This is a genomic window from Pseudoalteromonas sp. A3 (assembly GCF_025942345.1).
Taxonomy (GTDB): Bacteria; Pseudomonadota; Gammaproteobacteria; order Enterobacterales; family Alteromonadaceae; genus Pseudoalteromonas; species Pseudoalteromonas atlantica.
In genome coordinates this window covers 1-16,845 of record NZ_JAPCKL010000004.1, presented here as the reverse complement: position 1 = coordinate 16,845, position 16,845 = coordinate 1, and the positions used below count along the sequence as shown (strand labels likewise).

The window sequence follows — 16,845 nt, the reverse complement described above, 5'->3', positions numbered from 1 at the left end:
TCAAACCTCTAATCTATTTGCGTGACAGGAATAGCATCAAGTTGCCATTTCCAGTTTTGTTTTGTTTCGGCTACAGGCAGCATATCAATGCAATCTACAGGGCAGGGCTCTACACATAAATCGCAGCCGGTACATTCTTCTATTAGTACAGTGTGCATTTGGCGTGTAGCACCAACAATGGCATCCACAGGGCATGCCTGAATACACTTAGTACAGCCTATGCACTCGTCTTCGCGAATATAGGCCACTGTTTTTATCGGCTCTGCTTGTTCGCCACCGGCAAGCGGTTTAGGCTCTACGCCCATTAAATCGGCTAGCTTTTTAACCGTTGCTTCTCCGCCTGGTGGGCATTTATTAATTTCATCCCCGTTGGCAATTGCCTCAGCGTAGGGGCGACAGCCCGGATAGCCACACTGGCCACACTGGGTTTGCGGTAAAATGGTATCTATTTGCTCAACAATTGGGTCGCCTTCTACACGAAAGCGAATAGCTGCAAAGCCTAAAATAAGTCCAAAAACAAGCGCTAGCGAGCCAAGCGCTATCAAGGCATACATTAAGGTCATATTAAAACTTCACTAATCCGGTAAAACCCATAAACGCCATCGACATTAAGCCGGCAGTGATCATGGCTATTGAGGCGCCTTTAAACGGGGTAGGAACATCTGCAGCAGCAAGGCGTTCGCGCAGCGCTGCAAATAATATAAGTACTAATGAAAAGCCAACGGCTGCGCCAAAACCATACACGGCCGATTGTAAAAAGGTGTGATCTTCTTTTATGTTAAGAAGCGCAACACCTAATACCGCACAGTTAGTGGTGATCAGCGGTAAAAATATACCCAGTAAACGGTATAAAGTCGGGCTAGTTTTACGCACAACCATTTCGGTAAATTGCACCACAACGGCAATCACTAAAATAAAGCTCATGGTGCGTAAAAATTCGATATCTAGCGGCGCTAAAATATATTGATTAACTAAATAGCTTGTAACAGAGGCAAGAGTAAGCACAAACGTGGTTGCTAAAGACATACCAATAGCGGTATCAAGCTTGCCTGATACACCCATAAATGGACATAAGCCTAAAAATTGTACTAATACAAAGTTATTAACTAGAACGGTTCCAATCAATAACAAGACATATTCTGTCATGTGTGCCTCGCGCTATTAAAATCCTGTGTATTATCCTTTTTTCTGCCCCGATAAACAACATATGCGAGTCGTTATCAGTTAAATAAACACAGTAAAATAATTAAGCGATCACAAAGCTGTAAAATTTATGTGATTTTAAAGTAAGCGAAAAATTAAACAGTTAAACGCAAAAAAGAGCACATGTGCTCTTTTTTACTTTCATTAAGGGGAGGTGCTAAATATCTTTAGGTTTTTCTATGTAATAACCTTGTACGCCGTCTAGGCAAAGCGTTTCTACTATGTGTTTTTCTTCTTGGCTTTCAACGCCCTCTGCAAACACACTCACACCAATGCGGTGGGCTAAATCAACCATTAGGCGCATAAAGTATTGATTGTTTTTATCATCTTCTAGGCCGCGGGTGTAACTGGCATCCATTTTAATAAAGTCTGGTTTTAAATCACGGAAAAACTTAAACGACGTTAGTCCTACACCAAAGCGTTCAACCGTTACGCGGGCACCTACGCGATGCACCATATCAATAAAGCGTTTACTGGCTTTAATATTTTGCTGTAGGCCAAACTCACTTACTTCAAATACTAATTTAGAGGCTATATGCGTATCTTTTAATAAGCGGCGCTCTAACCAAATAACAAATTGATCATTATGTGCACTTGAGGCGGTCACATTCAGGCCAAAAAACTTTTCAGAGAGGTTACGGCTTTTAATTTTTTCAAGTGATGAGTCAATAATTAAGCGGTCAATTTCTATGGCCATATCGAGTTTTTCAGCCATGGCTAAAAACGAGGCCGTAGGAAGCACTTGGTTATCTTCGGTTTTAAAGCGCACTTGTATCTCTGCATACGCCTTAATGCTTTTACCAAGCGGCATAATATTTTGCATTACTAAGTGAACACGTTTTGATTCAATCACTTCGTTAATCACTTTACGCCAGTTTTGGTTACCAAACCCAGCACTTACATTATTAACTAAATCGGTTTCGCGTTGCACATGCCATGCATTTACTTGCTTAGATTGCGCCATGCTCATTGCGTTATCGACAACCGATAATAGCTCACCCAGCGGTTTGCCTTTTTCGTAGCCCACAATACCTGTATTAGCCACAGAGCTGAGCTCTTGATTTTGTTGATATTGAGTAAAGCGCGATTGCAGGTTTTCACCAAAACGCTCTGCTTCTTTAAGTGGGGTATTAGGCAGTACAATGGCAAAGTCTGAGCTATTTAGCCTAAATACTTGGCTGCCGGTGTAAGTGCCGCTTATATGCTTAATTATATCCGCCACACCTTTAACGTAGTCATCACCTTTTTGGTAGCCACGGCTTTGGTTTATAGTTTGCAGCTCACTACAGCGTACAAGCGCTAACGAACCAAACGTACTGCGCTCACTGTTTTCAATGTGTTTTTCGTAATATTCAACAAACATATTACGGTTACCTAATTCGGTAATTACATCTTTATAGGCTTCTTGTTTGATACTTAGGGCAGCGTTTTGAATATCATCATTTTTATTTTTTAAAAAATGCGAAAGGCGATTAAAGCTCGGGACTAAATCTTTACCAAGCTTTTTCATTTTACTTGCATCAAGTGCGGTGTCTAAGTCGTCGCCAATTTGATTTTGGTTAATATAAATGTCTATTACATCGGCAACGGTCATGCTGATATTTTTATTTAAGCTAAGAAAAATAGACTTCATTAATATGATAGGAATAATCACTAAAAAGGCAGAAATAAATATAACTATAAATAACGAGGTTTGTAGCTGCTGCGCTAAACGTTCAATGTTGAGGGTAAATTCTACTTTTATATCTGCAGCGTCGTTAACGGCAAACTGTGGGCGAACCGAATTAAAGCTAGATTGAATAAATTCAGCAAACATGGGCAGCTGGGTAGGGGAGTTAACTGAAAATACCTCAGCCCCTTGGTAGTCTCTTAGTATAAAGCTTGAAAACGTTTTACCATCGCCAATCGCTTTTTTTATACTTTCAGGCGAAAGCTCATCACTTGTTAAGCTGTTAATGTAACGTGTTACGCTGGTTTGCGCTGAAGTTTGTGCTTCACTTACTGCATTATTAAAGCTTACAGATATGAAGTAGCTTCCAGCCGCAACACATACAAGCCAAGACAGGATTTGTATAAAAATAAGTTTTTTAAAGCCAGCCATGTTATCAATCTTTTAATAGTTCAAAAGGAAAGGAATCAGGTCCTTGATCATTCAACTAATAGCAACACATTAGAATAGATATTATGTTTTAGTTATAAAGCAGAAGAGTAGTGGAAAATTACTGAAATGTCTATGAAATTCTTATGATTGGCTCCCCCTCCCCGACTCGAACGGGGGACCTGCGGATTAACAGTCCGTCGCTCTAACCAACTGAGCTAAGGGGGAACAAATAGAGATGTAATTTTATGATTTGGCTCCCCCTCCCCGACTCGAACGGGGGACCTGCGGATTAACAGTCCGTCGCTCTAACCAACTGAGCTAAGGGGGAACTACATCATAAACATAAACTTGGCTCCCCCTCCCCGACTCGAACGGGGGACCTGCGGATTAACAGTCCGTCGCTCTAACCAACTGAGCTAAGGGGGAATCGTTTATGATTGAAAAAACTTGGCTCCCCCTCCCCGACTCGAACGGGGGACCTGCGGATTAACAGTCCGTCGCTCTAACCAACTGAGCTAAGGGGGAAGCGTCATGCCTTTCAACGGGGCGAAATATTAATGATGGAGCCGCAAAGTGTCAACATATAAAAGTCATAAATTTAAAAAAGAAGTTTATTCGTTGTTTTTATGTTCGATCTGCGCATTTTATAACTCTATTTATGCAAAACACGGCGGTAAATCTCTATTTAGACTCACACCAATGTGAAAAAAACCGCGCCCATAAAATAGCCATTGTTTAATTTATGTGTAAAAAATGCCGCTGAGACAAAATTTATCGCGGCAAATCAGTAAATTTGTATTTAACCTGGTTGTCATAAAACCGAGTATAAATTTAGCTAGCAGATCTTTTTAAAAAATCCAGCAAGGTAGTTTTTTCGTATTACGGTATTTAAGAGGGGTTAAACTAATAAAGCCGTGGCTGAAAACTTTATTTTAAAAAGCTGTACAAAAACAAAACAATCAATAAGTTGCTAAATATTTGCGTTAACTAATTAAGTCACTTATAGCTGTATTAGGCACAAAGATTTGGCTTAGCTTAATTTTTTGTTTGCAAGCATTGATAAGTTTTTAACTTTAACTTTGAGCAAAGGTTGGCCCTGAGCTGAATTTTAGCCAGCGCGCAAGCCTTTATAAATGCGGGCTGAGCTGAGTTATCCACGGTTTCTGTGGATAACTCTGTTTATGAAACTTTAAGAACACTGTCCCGACCAGAGTTTTAGGGCGCTACAACGATTTCAAGCTTTTAAAACGATTTTTTTATTACTATAAAAAACATAGGGTTATAAATGCATGCTGAATTACCATGCAACGATGAGTAAATTAATTCGTTACGATAAAGATTAATACCGCGCTGTGTAAAAATTCAGCGAATTTGCAGGGTTAAATGTTAAAAAAGTAATAAAAATGTTCACTTATTGTTTTTTGGCGCTCTAAGGGCGTATTTGTGCACAAATGCTTAAAAATTCAACTTTAGCTATTTTTTTAATTGTTGCTTTATTATTAGTATGAAATCCATTGATAAATCCGTGGCTTGAATTGCTATGATGCTTTAAAATGGCTCGCTCAGTAAAAGAGGCTTATTTATTCCATGCGCGAAACTTCACATTCTCAATCACGCCCAGATTTACTTAACGATCCCATCTTGCCTACATTGAAAAAAATGACCATCCCGATGATATTTGGCATGGTCACGCTAATGATGTTCAATATAGTCGATACATTTTTTATCAGTATGTTGGGCACAGAGCCCCTTGCGGCAGTAAGCTTTACGTTTCCGGTAACCTTTACGGTAATAAGCCTAGCCATAGGTTTAGGTATTGGCACATCAGCGGTGATAGCGAAAGCCTTAGGCAGTAATAAAATAGAAGAGGCGCGTTTTGATGCCAGTGTGTCGCTTATTGTGGCGCTACTATTAGTTATTTTACTTTCGTTTGTTGGATATTTACTAATCGACCCAATATTCACTTTATTAGGGGCCGGACAATTAGTGCTGCCACTTATTCATGAGTATATGAATATTTGGTTTATTGGCAGCGTATTTTTAATTACCCCCATGATAGGTAATTCGGTATTGCGAGCCAGTGGCGATACTAAAACACCCAGCATAGTAATGGGTGGGGCAGGGCTTATTAATGCCATACTCGATCCTATTTTGATATTTGGCTGGGGCCCAGTACCGGCATTAGGCATTCAAGGTGCCGCTATTGCCAGTGTTATTGCCTGGGGCGTAGCGGTTATTATTATTTTATATGTGCTGGGCATTAAAAAGCGGCTATTAAGCTTAAAAGCCGGTAATCAAACTGCGGCAAGCGCAATTAAAAAAGTACTTAAAATAGGTTTACCCGCAGCGGGGGCTAACATGCTTACCCCAGTAGCAATGGCAGTGATGACCGCACTCGTTGCCAATCATGGACCCGAAGCGGTTGCCGCTTTTGGTGTGGGCAGCCGTATTGAATCAATTGCCAGTATCTTAGTGCTGGCCTTATCGATGACATTGCCTCCTTTTGTTAGCCAAAACTTTGGGGCGGGTAAATTAGGCCGCGTAAAAGAGGCGTACATTGGTACGCTTAAATTTGTGATGATATGGCAATTTGCTATTTATATTTTACTCATTGCGCTGTCAGGGGTAATAAGCCAATTATTTGGTAAAGAACAAGCTGTAATCGATGTTATTAAGCTCTTTATATACACCATACCGCTAAGTTATGGTTTTCAAGGGGTGATCATTTTATCAAATTCATCGTTTAATGCTTTACACAAACCTATGAATGCATTGTTTTTAAGTATTATTCGTTTGTTTGTTTTTTACCTGCCTTTTGCTTATGTAGGCAGTATGCTAGGTGGCTTGATTGGTTTATTTATTGGCGCTGCAATCGGTAATGTATTCACAGGTTTAGTCGCGTACAAATGGTTTGTAAAAGAGCTAGATGCAATATGCAGTAACACGGTAACGGAGTAAATGAATGAGTGATCACTTTGAGCTAAAGTCACAATTTAAACCCGCGGGCGATCAACCCACAGCGATTAAACAGCTTGAAGAAGGCTTAGAAGCCGGGCTTGCGCATCAAACCTTACTCGGTGCCACAGGTACAGGTAAAACATTTACCATGGCCAATATTATTAGCGATTTAAATCGCCCAACAATAATAATGGCGCATAATAAAACACTAGCCGCGCAGTTGTATGGAGAAATGAAAGAGTTTTTTCCTAATAATGCAGTTGAGTATTTTGTATCTTACTACGATTACTACCAGCCAGAAGCCTACGTGGTTGCCAGCGATACGTTTATAGAAAAAGACGCCTCTATTAATGAGCACATAGAGCAAATGCGTTTAAGTGCTACTAAAGCATTGCTTGAGCGCCGCGATACCATAATAGTGGCCTCTGTGTCGGCTATTTATGGTTTGGGCGACCCCGACTCATACATGAAAATGATGCTGCTTTTAAAAGTAGGCGAACAGGTCGACCAACGCGATATGCTGCGCCGCTTAGCGGAGCTGCAATATACCCGTAACGACATTGACTTTAGCCGTGGTACTTACCGTGTACGTGGCGAAGTTGTTGATATATTTCCTGCCGAGTCAGACACCTATGCAGTACGCGTAGAAATGTTTGATGACGAAATAGAGCGCCTTAGTATTTTTGATCCCCTTACTGGTGCGGTAGAAAAACACATAGTACGTGCCACTATTTACCCTAAAACGCACTACGTAACGCCTCGCGAAAAAATTCTTGATGCCATAGAAAAAATAAAAGCTGAGCTTAAAGAACGCAGAGCACAATTATTAAGTGCCAATAAATTAGTAGAAGAGCAGCGCATAGCGCAGCGTACACAATACGACATAGAAATGATGACCGAGCTTGGTTATTGCTCGGGCATAGAAAACTACAGCCGTTATTTGTCGGGGCGTACACCGGGCGATCCGCCACCCACATTACTCGATTATCTTCCTGATGATGCATTGATGATCATCGATGAATCGCACGTAACCGTATCGCAAATAGGTGCCATGTATAAAGGCGATAGAAGCCGTAAAGAAAACCTAGTTGAATATGGCTTTAGAATGCCATCGGCGATGGATAACCGCCCATTGCGCTTTGAAGAATTTGAAGCCATAGCACCGCAAACGATTTATGTATCGGCAACGCCGGGTGATTTTGAATTAGAGCGCAGCGCAGGCGAAGTAGCAGAGCAAGTTATACGCCCAACGGGCCTGTTAGACCCAGAAATAGAAATACGCCCTGTAGGCACTCAAGTAGATGATTTACTCTCAGAAATTTATAAATGTGTAGAAAAAGGTGAGCGGGTACTGGTAACCACCCTTACCAAGCGTATGTCGGAAGATTTAACCGATTACTTAAGCGAGCACAACGTAAAAGTGCGTTACCTGCACTCAGACATAGACACAGTAGAACGCGTTGAAATAATTCGTGATTTACGCGCCGGTGTGTTTGATGTGTTAGTGGGTATTAACTTATTACGAGAAGGCTTAGATATGCCCGAAGTGGCGCTAGTTGCCATTTTAGATGCCGATAAAGAAGGCTTTTTACGCTCAGCACGTTCGCTTATTCAAACCATTGGTCGTGCTGCTCGTCACCTCGACGGGCGCGCCATTTTATATGCCGACAAAGTAACTAAATCGATGGAAAAAGCGATTAGCGAAACCCAGCGCCGACGCGAAATACAACACGCCTACAACATAGAGCACGGCATTGAGCCACAAGCCTTGGTTAAAAAGATCACCGATATTATGGATGTGGGCGAAGAAGCCGCACCACAAGATAACCTTAAGCTGGTACGTAAAGAGTCTAAAAAAATACTCAGTGCGAAAGAAATTGCCTCACAAATTAAACAGCTTGAAAGCAAAATGCATGCTTATGCCAGCGACCTTGAATTTGAAAAAGCCGCGTCTGTACGCGACGAAATACACGAACTACAACAACAGTTGATTAACTAAATGACACCCGATTTTTCGCCCCTAATAAGCGCGCTTGAAGATGCGCCATTACTACAAAACGAACTATGCCGCGTATTTCATGGCCGCGGCCATAGCGTGGCATCGCTAAGCCATATTAATTTAGACTTTTATCCGCCAAGCTTGTTTTTAATTTCGTACGAAGAAATTGACGAAGCCACGTTAAATACACTGACCAGTACCCTTTGGGCGTGGGCGCAGCAGCATCACCCTGAATTGATATCTGCATTGGTGTATCAACAGCGCGCGGGTGTACAAAGCAGCAATCGTTTAGTGCATGGTAATCTTCCCTCGCCACATGTGGTTAAAGAAAACGGTATTGGTTTTTTAGTGGATTTAACAAGCCGCCAAAACACCGGAATATTCCCCGATATGCGAAGTGGGCGTGAGTTTGTCTCTGCTAATAGTAAACATGCAAAAGTACTTAATTTGTTTTCATACACGTGTGGTTTTTCGCTTGCGGCAATGCAAGGCGGGGCTGATCACGTTATGAACATGGATATGAGCAAAGGCGTACTTAAAGTAGGTAAGCAAAATCACCAACTTAATGGTTTTGAGCGCGGAGTGAGTTTTTTACCGCACGATATTTTAAAGTCGTTTGGTAAATTAAAAAAAGCAGCGCCGTTTGATTTAATTATTGTAGACCCGCCAAGCTTTCAAAAGGGCAGCTTTATTCTAACTAAAGATTATCAAAAGGTGCTGCGCAGATTGCCCGAACTACTGTGCGATACCACACAGCTTTTATTATGCGCTAATAGCCCAGAGCTTAGCGAAGATGCGTTTAAAGCTTTAATAAACGAGCACACCCAAGGAGCAATAGAATTTGTTAAGCGCCTTGCACCAACGGCCCGTTTTGTAGAAGTAGACAGCAATAAAAGCTTAAAAGCGTTAGTGTATAAAACGGCGCATACCGCAACTTATACCAATTCGCAATAATACTTAATCATTTTAAGGGGCTAAACGTGTCGCTATCTGTGTTAAAAAACTCTCATTTAGAACAACTAAATAGCGAATTTTTTGCCTAGCTATCAACACGTTTTTCCAGCCTCAAAATAGATCACTTAATTAAGCTAATTGGTATTAAATGAAACTGAGTAAGCGTTTAAACGCAATTAATGCGTTAATTACTAACCCCGTTGATGTTATTTGGGATTGCTGCTGCGATCATGGTTACTTAGGCATTGCACTATTAAAGCGCCGCGCTGCAAAACAGGTTAATTTTGTAGATGTGGTAGATAAAATAATGGCCGAGCTGAGCGAGCACCTTACAAATATTAGCCAAACACTGCCAAGTGATGCGCAATATAAAGTACATTGCCAAGATGTAAGAGAAATAAAGCTCGTTCCAAATGCGTTAAATACTGTGGTTATTGCAGGTGTTGGCGGCGAGCTGTTACTAAAACTTGTTGCCGGCATTATTAAAAACAATTGCGCTGCATCTGTAGCAAGCACCCGCTTTATAGTTTGTCCTATACACCATACTTATCATTTGCGCAGTGGTTTAGCCAAATTAGGCTTAGGCCTTGAAAGCGAGCAATTAATCACTGAAAACAACCGCTATTATGAGCTTATAGAGGTAAGTCAACGTAGCACAACGTTGCTCACATCTACCGGTAACAGCATGTGGGATTTAAATCATGCATCGCACAGGCAATACCTTAAACAGTTACTCAATCATTATAATAAAATGCTTAATAAAGATGAGCTTTATTATCAAAAAGTTATAACAGATTATAAAAAGCTCAGCGACGCTTAAAAATGGCTTATTTAGCGCTAATAGTGTGATCTAATGCAAGGCGCAAAAACGTAACATCAACATAGATTATATCGCCTTGCGCGAGTTTATTTGGTTTATGTATGTCAGATAAAAAAAGTCGCATTGAGCCGCTGCTCAGTGCAGAGCAAAAATGGCAAAACAGTTACGAGCAGCCAATTTCGTATGCTCCATTAGTGCAACTTGCTAATAACAGCTGGATAGTTCCACAGCACTTTTTACGCTATAAACACACCTTACAAAGCGTTAATCAAGTACTAGAAAATATAAATTTTTCAGCGCACTTTAGAGTGCTTGCTGCACAAAAAGATGAGCAACTTTATTTACAAGTTGCCGTACTCAGCCCCGATAATTACAAAACCAGTAGTTACGCGGGTGAGGGCACAGCAAAAAAATTACTGTTTGGCAGGCGCTGGATAGTAGAGGAAAACTTACCAACCTCCGAGCTTATTCAAACAGCGTTTTTAGCGCTTAAAATAGCGCGAGAGCACGAGGTAAGAGAGCTGTTTCAACTTACTCACAGCAATAATACCACCAGCACGCCATTTAATAATCACCATGATTTACCGGTTATGGCACAAAATGCAGAGCTTGTTATTGCACACGCGCCGCAGGGCAATGAGCAGCATTGCACAATTGAGCAGCTATTAAAACGGGTGGTATTTGCAGGTGCTAAGGTATCGCTAAGTGCTATGCAGCAAATAAGCTCGCAGCAGTGGTTATACACCTTAAAATTACACTGCAATACTTGTCAGCTTACAGAATTTAATAATAAAACCTTTGCATTTTTAACCAGTGATAGCAGCGCAAATAGCTTTTTACATGGCCTTATTAATGCCCTGGCTGATATTAGTAATGAGTATGTGAGTGAGCAATTTAAATACCAAGGGTTTGCCCGATTTAGTAAACACAATTGCGTAGAAAAAATTGGTGCACTTAGTGTGGCAATGCGCTCGCCAAAAGTGTTGGGGCTGTGCTCGCTTGGCAAGCAACATGCAAATAAGCTTAATTTTGAAATTGATAGTTCGCGTGCGCCACAAGGTTGCGGCCAAGCTATAGATGGGTTTTTAGCTGCCCACGGTATAGAGCAGCCAGAAAATGCACATTTATATCGTTTTTAAAGGCGGTTAATTTCTTCTTTTGTGGTGTAGCTTGAGTCTGTCACTATGGCCTCAAGCGTTTGCACGCGCTCTTTTAAAGCAACTACTTGGGCACTTACCTCGGCCAGTTGTTTATTTGCATCTTGGTTGCTATCTTGCATTTTGTGTTTAAATTCAAGGTGCTTTTTGTACATATCGTAAATAACTCCAGAGCCAACCGATATAAGCACAATAAGTACTATCATTGTAGTGCCTGACATAACCACTTCCTTTTTATAGTTTTAACTGTTGCATAAAGTATAACCATATTTAGCAGCGGTTAAACCTGACAATTGTAACTTTATTTGTCGATTGCAGCGTGGAGTTGTGTTCATCATTGATACACCTGCGTTATTGTTTAATAACTAATGGCATAATTAATAAGTCTATTTGAGATTAAACCGTGTGACTTTAAAGCCAACATTTTTATTGTGTTGCTTTGATCAGCAGTTTTAACGCGCTCTATGCCAGCGTTAACCTTGTATTTAATTGTGTATTAATGCAAACGGGTATAGTGTTTACAGACTTCTAGAACTATATTTTATAATCAATACAGTGAGTTGCTATGTTAAATAATAAAATACCTCCGGTTATTGTCGTGCTCGTTTTTGCAGGGATTATGGCGTTAATAGCCCATTACAGTGTGATTGATTTTACAGCGTTTATTGCCTATTTAGCAGCAAGCTTAGTCATTATAGGGTGCGCATTTTGTATAGCCGGGGTAGTAAGCTTTAAATTTGCACGTACCACAGTTAATCCAAATAAGCCTGAGCAAGCATCAAAGTTGGTAACCAGTGGTGTATATAAAATTTCACGTAATCCTATGTATGTAGGCTTTGCGTTTATTTTAGCTGGCTGGGGTATTTGGCTTAGTTCGCTGTGGGCACTTTTATGTGTTGCTGGGTTTATTGCTCATTTAACGTTTTTTCAAATAATTCCTGAGGAGCGGGCGCTTAGCAAATTATTTGGTCAAGAATTCACAGAGTATAAAAACAAAGTAAAACGCTGGTTGTAATTTACAAGCAAATACAAAAAAGGCTATCGAGATGATAGCCTTTTTGCGTTCAGCGCTAATAAACTAACCGTGCTTTCACTGAAAACCCCATAACTAGCGTTATTCGTACTCGATTGGATCAGTGACGTTATTAAGCGAAAATGCCTCTAAACGTTCTTGGCAGGCGCCACATTTACCACAGGCTTTTTCGCGTCCGTTATAACAAGTCCATGTTTGGCTGTAGTCTAAGCCCATTTTTATGCCATCGGTTAAAATATCAATTTTTGTGTTATTTAGGTACGGGCTAAAAATTTCTACAGCGTCGTAGTTAGCAATACGACATACATCATCCATTTTTTGCACAAACTCAGGACGGCAATCAGGGTAAATAGCATGATCCCCCGAATGCGCGCCATAATATACTTTGCTCGCTTTTAAAGACACAGCGTAACCAACCGCCAGCGAAAGCAAAATCATATTACGATTAGGCACTATGGTGCTTTTCATGCTTTCTTCTTCGTAATGACCTTCTGGTACATCAATATCATCAGTCAGTGATGAGCCACCAATAAGCTGGTTAATAGCTGATATATCTACAATTTTATGTGGAACGTTGAGTTTTTCACACACGTTTGCAGCCACTTCAAGCTCTTTAACATGACGCTGACCATAGTCAAATGAAAGGGCATAAACATCATGGCCTTGTTGTAAGGCTTTATTTAATACGGTAAACGAATCCATACCGCCGGAATAAATAACAACTACTTTTTGCGTCATATCTGGATTGCTCTTTAGTTTTAATAGAGGTTTATATCAGGGCGCGATATACTACACGGCCGCAGCTTAAATAACAATTTTTGGGCAGCGCTTTTTCGTCTTTTATAGTAGCAATTTTGCAGCTAGGCAGTAAGTGAGATCTCTTTTGTACAAAATTAATGAAGTGTTTGAAACCATCCAAGGTGAAGCAAGTTTTACCGGCACACCCTCAATATTTTTGCGTTTGCAAGGCTGCCCAGTGGGCTGCGCATGGTGTGATACTAAACAAACTTGGGAAGTCGATAACGTGTACAAAGTATCGCTTGATGAAACGGTAGAAAAAAAAGCCGATTCAGATCATTGGGCCGATGCCAGCGCCGAGCAAGTACTTGAGCTGTTTAAATCACGTGGCTATACAGCCAAGCATGTTGTAATTACCGGCGGCGAGCCGTGTATGTACGATTTAAACGCAGTGTGTAAGCTATTGCACGATAACGGCTTTACGACACAAATAGAAACCAGCGGCACCTTTGAAATACTTGCCCCTGAGCAAACCTGGGTTACCGTATCGCCTAAAATTAACATGCGCGGCGGCTACGAAGTACTTACCAGCGCCATGAAGCGCGCCAACGAGATAAAGCACCCAGTAGCGATGCAAAAGCACGTAGATGAGCTTGAAGCGCTATTTGCCAAAACAGGTGTTAATCCTAAGCTTGTATACTTACAGCCAATCAGCCAAAAAGTGTCAGCCACCAAATTAGCCATCGACACTTGTATTGCCAAAAACTGGCGCTTATCGGTGCAAGTACATAAGTATTTAGGGATTAGCTAAAGCGAAAGGGCAGCTGTAAGTGCTTAGCTGTAAGCGATAAGCTGCTCGGCGTTAAGTTATATTCCGTAGATACAAGGTTGGGTTTGGTGAAACGAAACCCAACACCATAACCCCATTACTCACTCTTTATATAAACCACCACACCAGCGTATTTAAACACGTAGGTCGGATAAGCGAAGCGCCATCCGACACAAAAAATTGAATACCGTAAAAATAAATTGGTTTCTGCTAAAAGCTCAGCAAGGGTAGCAACGCTTTTAATTTAATCTTTCTTTAGATATTCAGCTACCTCAAGCACTTGCTCATGAGTGCCTGTAGGTAAAAGTTTGTCTACATTGTAGTCGTAGCATAAATACTCTTCTTTACTCCAAACTGAAGACGTTTTGCTTCCAACTAAAAGCTTACTACCACTCGCGCATTGGGTATAACCATTAGCGCGAGCTGCAATTTGCCAAGTTACATAATTCGCAACAAGCGTTACTATTGAAACCACTAGCATTACACCAACAGCTTGTCCCAATTTCATTTTTACTTTTTCATAAATAGGCTTTTTAAATAACTTCGATAAAATATCAAAAACACCGACAAATGACCCCAGCCATAAAACTATACTGCCTGGAATCATTAAAATATCAGCGGTAGACGAAACAATTATTGGATAAATACTATATGGGTATAAAATCCCTTGTATTATTTCGCTAAAAAGATAAGAAATCATTAGCCAAGTAATACCAACACTTAATAGAATTGTAAACACAACAGCAAATATAAAAGTAGGATCTAAACTATTTAATCGTAACTTAAATGAATCTACCATGGGTTAACTAGCTCACTTAAAAAGCTGCTGAGATCTTTTCTTGCTTTGATCTTTATAGATTTCAGGAATGAGTTTACCGTGGCTATATAAACCCTATGAATTTCTTCTCCAGTAGTTTTCATTAACTGTCTTTCTTTATACTCTAGATATTTTATGAATGATTTGGTTATTTTAAGCCTTTCATCAATTGAATTTAGTCCCATACTTACAATAACCCCTATAATAATCCCCGAACCAATAGCTACAACAGCTACTGTTCCACTAGCAAGTGCTATACCTGCCAAAATACCAGCCAGTGCCCCTATAACAGCTTTAACGATATCAGTACTCGTTGTTGCCAACCAGTTTGTCCAACGATAATCCTCTTCAAAAAGCCAATTTATGCTATTCAGAGTCACAGAAAAAAATACTGAAATATAAAAACCGCTTTTAGCTCCTTGTTTCAAAGCCTCTTTACCTACACCAACGTTTACTACTTGTGTATTATTAGCAAGATACCTTGTTCCTCTAAGAATCGTCCTAACTTTGTGATTACCTTTAAAAACGATATATTTCTTTCCATTGCGAGTAATGGGCTCGTATTTACCAAAGATGTTTCCTGAACGCTTAAAGTCGTTATATATAGCTAAAAAAGAAGGTGTGTCTTTTATTGCAGAGCCAAATGTAGCAGCATTTGCTAACGATATTTGAGCAAGAGACAAGCCTGTAACTTCTGAAAGATACTGTTCAATTTCCGCTTGAGATTTTCCACGCGCAGATTGAACTGCCACCCAGAGTTTTAAAAACTCTTCGTGGGTAAGTACAAAAATATCTGTTTGGTATTTATTAAAGTCACTCTCTAGATTCGAACGCAGTTTATCTTTGTTGATACTTGGATGATTGTGAGGTTGATAATTCAGAAATGGACCTGGCATGCATTTTTATCCTTTAAGTAATTAATTTAATCCTTTAATTTAGTACCCATTATAAAAGATGCATTGTCTAAAACAACCCCAATGTATAATAATAGTCAAAATTTACCATCCACATGAAATACAATAGCCACATCAACAATGCTCAATAGATAAGTGTCTGTTTAATAATATATTATTAAACACTAAAGTTGTTCATGTGACCATTTCCAAAAGTTTAGGAACTTAGTTGATAGTTACTAAAATAATTTAAGTGATGAGTAACTCATATGGTACTTTTTAAAGTAAGTAATTTATTTCTTTTGATATAAATATTTTAATCCCTTTTTATATTGCTCTTGAATACCAAGCCTATGATAAGCCGCTCAACTATAGTGGCTAGGCTTATTAAAAACTCATACCATCATCACAAAACGTAATCATTAATATCATATTTGATAATTTTTTGTCCTTACTATATTCATTTATCATGGCAAATTAATTCCTTTAATTACATTTAACGCCTTTGCCGTTAAGGAACATGCCATGAGTAAAAAAGAGCTAAATCGAAGAGACTTTATGAAGTTATCGGCTGCTGGGTTGGGTGCTGCCGCGCTGCCTATGCTGTTTACAAGTTTAAATGCTAATGCCAACCTGCAAGCAGCTGATAAAGGCGAGCAAGCAAATGGCTTAGCTGATTCGCCAATGCCTTACCCGCGCACGTTTTCGCATATTGGTGTGTCAGTGCCAAACTTAGAACAAGCCGTTAAGTTTTACACTGAGGTGTTAGGCTGGTATTTAATTATGAAACCCACACAAATAACAGAAGATAAATCACCGATTGGTGAGATGTGTACTGATGTATTTGGTGCTGGGTGGGGCAGTTTTAAAATAGCCCATTTATCAACAGGGGATAGGGTGGGGGTTGAGCTATTTGAATTTAAAAATCAGCAAAACCCAAAAAATAATTTTGAGTATTGGAAAACGGGAATATTTCATTTATGCGTACAAGACCCTGATGTAGAAGGACTCGCTGATAAAATAGTGGCTGCGGGCGGTAAAAAGCGTATGAAAGCGCCGCGCTATTATTACCCAGGGGAAAAACCATACCGCATGATTTACATGGAAGACCCGTTTGGCAATATTTTAGAAATTTATAGCCACAGTTACGAGCTTATATATTCAAGTGGCGCTTATGGTTAATTAACTATGTAACGAGTCACTGTACTTTATTCAATAAACGCTAATAAAAAAGCGTTGCCCTAGAGCAACGCTTTTTCTATTTTTTGATAGCTGATAGCTGATAGCTGATAGCTGATAGCTGATAGCTGATAGCTGATAGCTGATAGCTGATAGCTGATAGC

General features: G+C 40.0%; 15 protein-coding genes, 4 tRNA genes and 1 pseudogene. 9 read left to right on the top strand and 11 right to left on the bottom strand.

Annotated elements, in window-relative coordinates:
• Nucleotides 1–8 precede the first annotated feature (8 nt).
• The 7 genes from rsxB to OIZ54_RS08890 form a co-directional block, all read right to left on the bottom strand.
• On the bottom strand, nt 9–563 hold the full coding sequence (gene rsxB / locus OIZ54_RS08920; RefSeq protein ID WP_004589479.1) for an electron transport complex subunit RsxB: 555 nt from the start codon (nt 561–563) through the stop codon (nt 9–11).
• Between the two features lies 1 nt (nt 564).
• Complete coding sequence (gene rsxA, locus OIZ54_RS08915; RefSeq protein ID WP_264390202.1) at nt 565–1,146, bottom strand: electron transport complex subunit RsxA; 582 nt, start codon at nt 1,144–1,146, stop codon at nt 565–567.
• A 214-nt stretch (nt 1,147–1,360) separates the two neighbouring features.
• The gene (locus tag OIZ54_RS08910; RefSeq protein ID WP_024034192.1) at nt 1,361–3,304 is read right to left on the bottom strand and encodes an EAL domain-containing protein; all 1,944 of its coding nucleotides are present in this window, start codon (nt 3,302–3,304) and stop codon (nt 1,361–1,363) included.
• A 148-nt stretch (nt 3,305–3,452) separates the two neighbouring features.
• Nucleotides 3,453–3,529: transfer RNA gene (locus OIZ54_RS08905), tRNA-Asn, on the bottom strand.
• A 26-nt stretch (nt 3,530–3,555) separates the two neighbouring features.
• Nucleotides 3,556–3,632 (bottom strand) — tRNA-Asn (locus OIZ54_RS08900).
• Nucleotides 3,633–3,653: 21 nt separating this feature from the next.
• Nucleotides 3,654–3,730, bottom strand: a tRNA-Asn gene (locus OIZ54_RS08895).
• Nucleotides 3,731–3,752: 22 nt separating this feature from the next.
• Nucleotides 3,753–3,829, bottom strand: a tRNA-Asn gene (locus tag OIZ54_RS08890).
• Nucleotides 3,830–4,891: 1,062 nt separating this feature from the next.
• On the opposite strand from OIZ54_RS08890, the gene OIZ54_RS08885 reads away from it, so the two are divergent.
• The 5 genes from OIZ54_RS08885 to OIZ54_RS08865 all read left to right on the top strand — a co-directional run bounded on the left by OIZ54_RS08885 (nt 4,892) and on the right by OIZ54_RS08865 (nt 11,174).
• The gene (locus OIZ54_RS08885) at nt 4,892–6,262 is read left to right on the top strand and encodes an MATE family efflux transporter (protein WP_055255642.1); all 1,371 of its coding nucleotides are present in this window, start codon (nt 4,892–4,894) and stop codon (nt 6,260–6,262) included.
• Between the two features lie 4 nt (nt 6,263–6,266).
• Nucleotides 6,267–8,261 (top strand): excinuclease ABC subunit UvrB, encoded by a 1,995-nt coding sequence (gene uvrB / locus OIZ54_RS08880; RefSeq protein WP_264390201.1) that lies wholly within the window; start codon nt 6,267–6,269, stop codon nt 8,259–8,261.
• On the top strand, nt 8,262–9,215 hold the full coding sequence (locus tag OIZ54_RS08875; protein WP_264390200.1) for a class I SAM-dependent methyltransferase: 954 nt from the start codon (nt 8,262–8,264) through the stop codon (nt 9,213–9,215).
• 148 nt (nt 9,216–9,363) lie between these two features.
• Nucleotides 9,364–10,035 (top strand): tRNA (adenine(22)-N(1))-methyltransferase, encoded by a 672-nt coding sequence (locus OIZ54_RS08870; protein ID WP_264390199.1) that lies wholly within the window; start codon nt 9,364–9,366, stop codon nt 10,033–10,035.
• A 101-nt stretch (nt 10,036–10,136) separates the two neighbouring features.
• On the top strand, nt 10,137–11,174 hold the full coding sequence (locus tag OIZ54_RS08865; protein WP_264390198.1) for a hypothetical protein: 1,038 nt from the start codon (nt 10,137–10,139) through the stop codon (nt 11,172–11,174).
• On the opposite strand, the gene OIZ54_RS08860 is transcribed toward OIZ54_RS08865, so the two are convergent.
• Nucleotides 11,171–11,413, bottom strand: a complete 243-nt coding sequence (locus tag OIZ54_RS08860) for a hypothetical protein (RefSeq protein ID WP_024034198.1) — start codon at nt 11,411–11,413, stop codon at nt 11,171–11,173. The genes OIZ54_RS08865 and OIZ54_RS08860 overlap by 4 nt on opposite strands.
• A gap of 344 nt (nt 11,414–11,757) precedes the next feature.
• On the opposite strand from OIZ54_RS08860, the gene OIZ54_RS08855 reads away from it, so the two are divergent.
• The gene (locus OIZ54_RS08855) at nt 11,758–12,207 is read left to right on the top strand and encodes a methyltransferase family protein (protein WP_264390197.1); all 450 of its coding nucleotides are present in this window, start codon (nt 11,758–11,760) and stop codon (nt 12,205–12,207) included.
• Nucleotides 12,208–12,306: 99 nt separating this feature from the next.
• Here the strand turns inward: OIZ54_RS08855 and queC are convergent, their stop codons facing one another.
• Nucleotides 12,307–12,963, bottom strand: coding sequence for a 7-cyano-7-deazaguanine synthase QueC (queC, locus tag OIZ54_RS08850; RefSeq protein ID WP_004589469.1), 657 nt, complete (start codon nt 12,961–12,963; stop codon nt 12,307–12,309).
• 145 nt (nt 12,964–13,108) lie between these two features.
• On the opposite strand from queC, the gene queE reads away from it, so the two are divergent.
• The gene (gene queE / locus OIZ54_RS08845; RefSeq protein WP_264390360.1) at nt 13,109–13,774 is read left to right on the top strand and encodes a 7-carboxy-7-deazaguanine synthase QueE; all 666 of its coding nucleotides are present in this window, start codon (nt 13,109–13,111) and stop codon (nt 13,772–13,774) included.
• A gap of 262 nt (nt 13,775–14,036) precedes the next feature.
• Here the strand turns inward: queE and OIZ54_RS08840 are convergent, their stop codons facing one another.
• A complete protein-coding gene (locus OIZ54_RS08840) occupies nt 14,037–14,591 on the bottom strand; it encodes a hypothetical protein (protein WP_154946033.1) in 555 nt (184 codons plus the stop codon).
• On the bottom strand, nt 14,585–15,505 hold the full coding sequence (locus tag OIZ54_RS08835; RefSeq protein WP_064386661.1) for a hypothetical protein: 921 nt from the start codon (nt 15,503–15,505) through the stop codon (nt 14,585–14,587). Before OIZ54_RS08835 ends, OIZ54_RS08840 begins: the two co-directional genes overlap by 7 nt.
• 522 nt (nt 15,506–16,027) lie before the next feature.
• Between OIZ54_RS08835 and OIZ54_RS08830 the strand changes: the two are divergent.
• Both OIZ54_RS08830 and OIZ54_RS08825 read left to right on the top strand, forming a co-directional pair.
• Nucleotides 16,028–16,108, top strand: a pseudogene (locus tag OIZ54_RS08830) (twin-arginine translocation signal domain-containing protein); the annotation flags it as partial.
• 78 nt (nt 16,109–16,186) lie between these two features.
• A complete protein-coding gene (locus OIZ54_RS08825) occupies nt 16,187–16,684 on the top strand; it encodes a lactoylglutathione lyase family protein (RefSeq protein ID WP_029774549.1) in 498 nt (165 codons plus the stop codon).
• Nucleotides 16,685–16,845 lie beyond the last annotated feature (161 nt).

What these genes read in the sequence shown, in the direction of transcription:
- rsxB (WP_004589479.1), bottom strand. Translation starts at nt 563, where the DNA reads ATGACCTTAATGTATGCCTTGATAGCGCTTGGCTCGCTAGCGCTTGTT.
- rsxA (WP_264390202.1), bottom strand. Translation starts at nt 1,146, where the DNA reads ATGACAGAATATGTCTTGTTATTGATTGGAACCGTTCTAGTTAATAAC.
- OIZ54_RS08910 (WP_024034192.1), bottom strand. Translation starts at nt 3,304, where the DNA reads ATGGCTGGCTTTAAAAAACTTATTTTTATACAAATCCTGTCTTGGCTT.
- OIZ54_RS08885 (WP_055255642.1), top strand. Translation starts at nt 4,892, where the DNA reads ATGCGCGAAACTTCACATTCTCAATCACGCCCAGATTTACTTAACGAT.
- uvrB (WP_264390201.1), top strand. Translation starts at nt 6,267, where the DNA reads ATGAGTGATCACTTTGAGCTAAAGTCACAATTTAAACCCGCGGGCGAT.
- OIZ54_RS08875 (WP_264390200.1), top strand. Translation starts at nt 8,262, where the DNA reads ATGACACCCGATTTTTCGCCCCTAATAAGCGCGCTTGAAGATGCGCCA.
- OIZ54_RS08870 (WP_264390199.1), top strand. Translation starts at nt 9,364, where the DNA reads ATGAAACTGAGTAAGCGTTTAAACGCAATTAATGCGTTAATTACTAAC.
- OIZ54_RS08865 (WP_264390198.1), top strand. Translation starts at nt 10,137, where the DNA reads ATGTCAGATAAAAAAAGTCGCATTGAGCCGCTGCTCAGTGCAGAGCAA.
- OIZ54_RS08860 (WP_024034198.1), bottom strand. Translation starts at nt 11,413, where the DNA reads ATGTCAGGCACTACAATGATAGTACTTATTGTGCTTATATCGGTTGGC.
- OIZ54_RS08855 (WP_264390197.1), top strand. Translation starts at nt 11,758, where the DNA reads ATGTTAAATAATAAAATACCTCCGGTTATTGTCGTGCTCGTTTTTGCA.
- queC (WP_004589469.1), bottom strand. Translation starts at nt 12,963, where the DNA reads ATGACGCAAAAAGTAGTTGTTATTTATTCCGGCGGTATGGATTCGTTT.
- OIZ54_RS08840 (WP_154946033.1), bottom strand. Translation starts at nt 14,591, where the DNA reads ATGGTAGATTCATTTAAGTTACGATTAAATAGTTTAGATCCTACTTTT.
- OIZ54_RS08835 (WP_064386661.1), bottom strand. Translation starts at nt 15,505, where the DNA reads ATGCCAGGTCCATTTCTGAATTATCAACCTCACAATCATCCAAGTATC.
- OIZ54_RS08825 (WP_029774549.1), top strand. Translation starts at nt 16,187, where the DNA reads ATGCCTTACCCGCGCACGTTTTCGCATATTGGTGTGTCAGTGCCAAAC.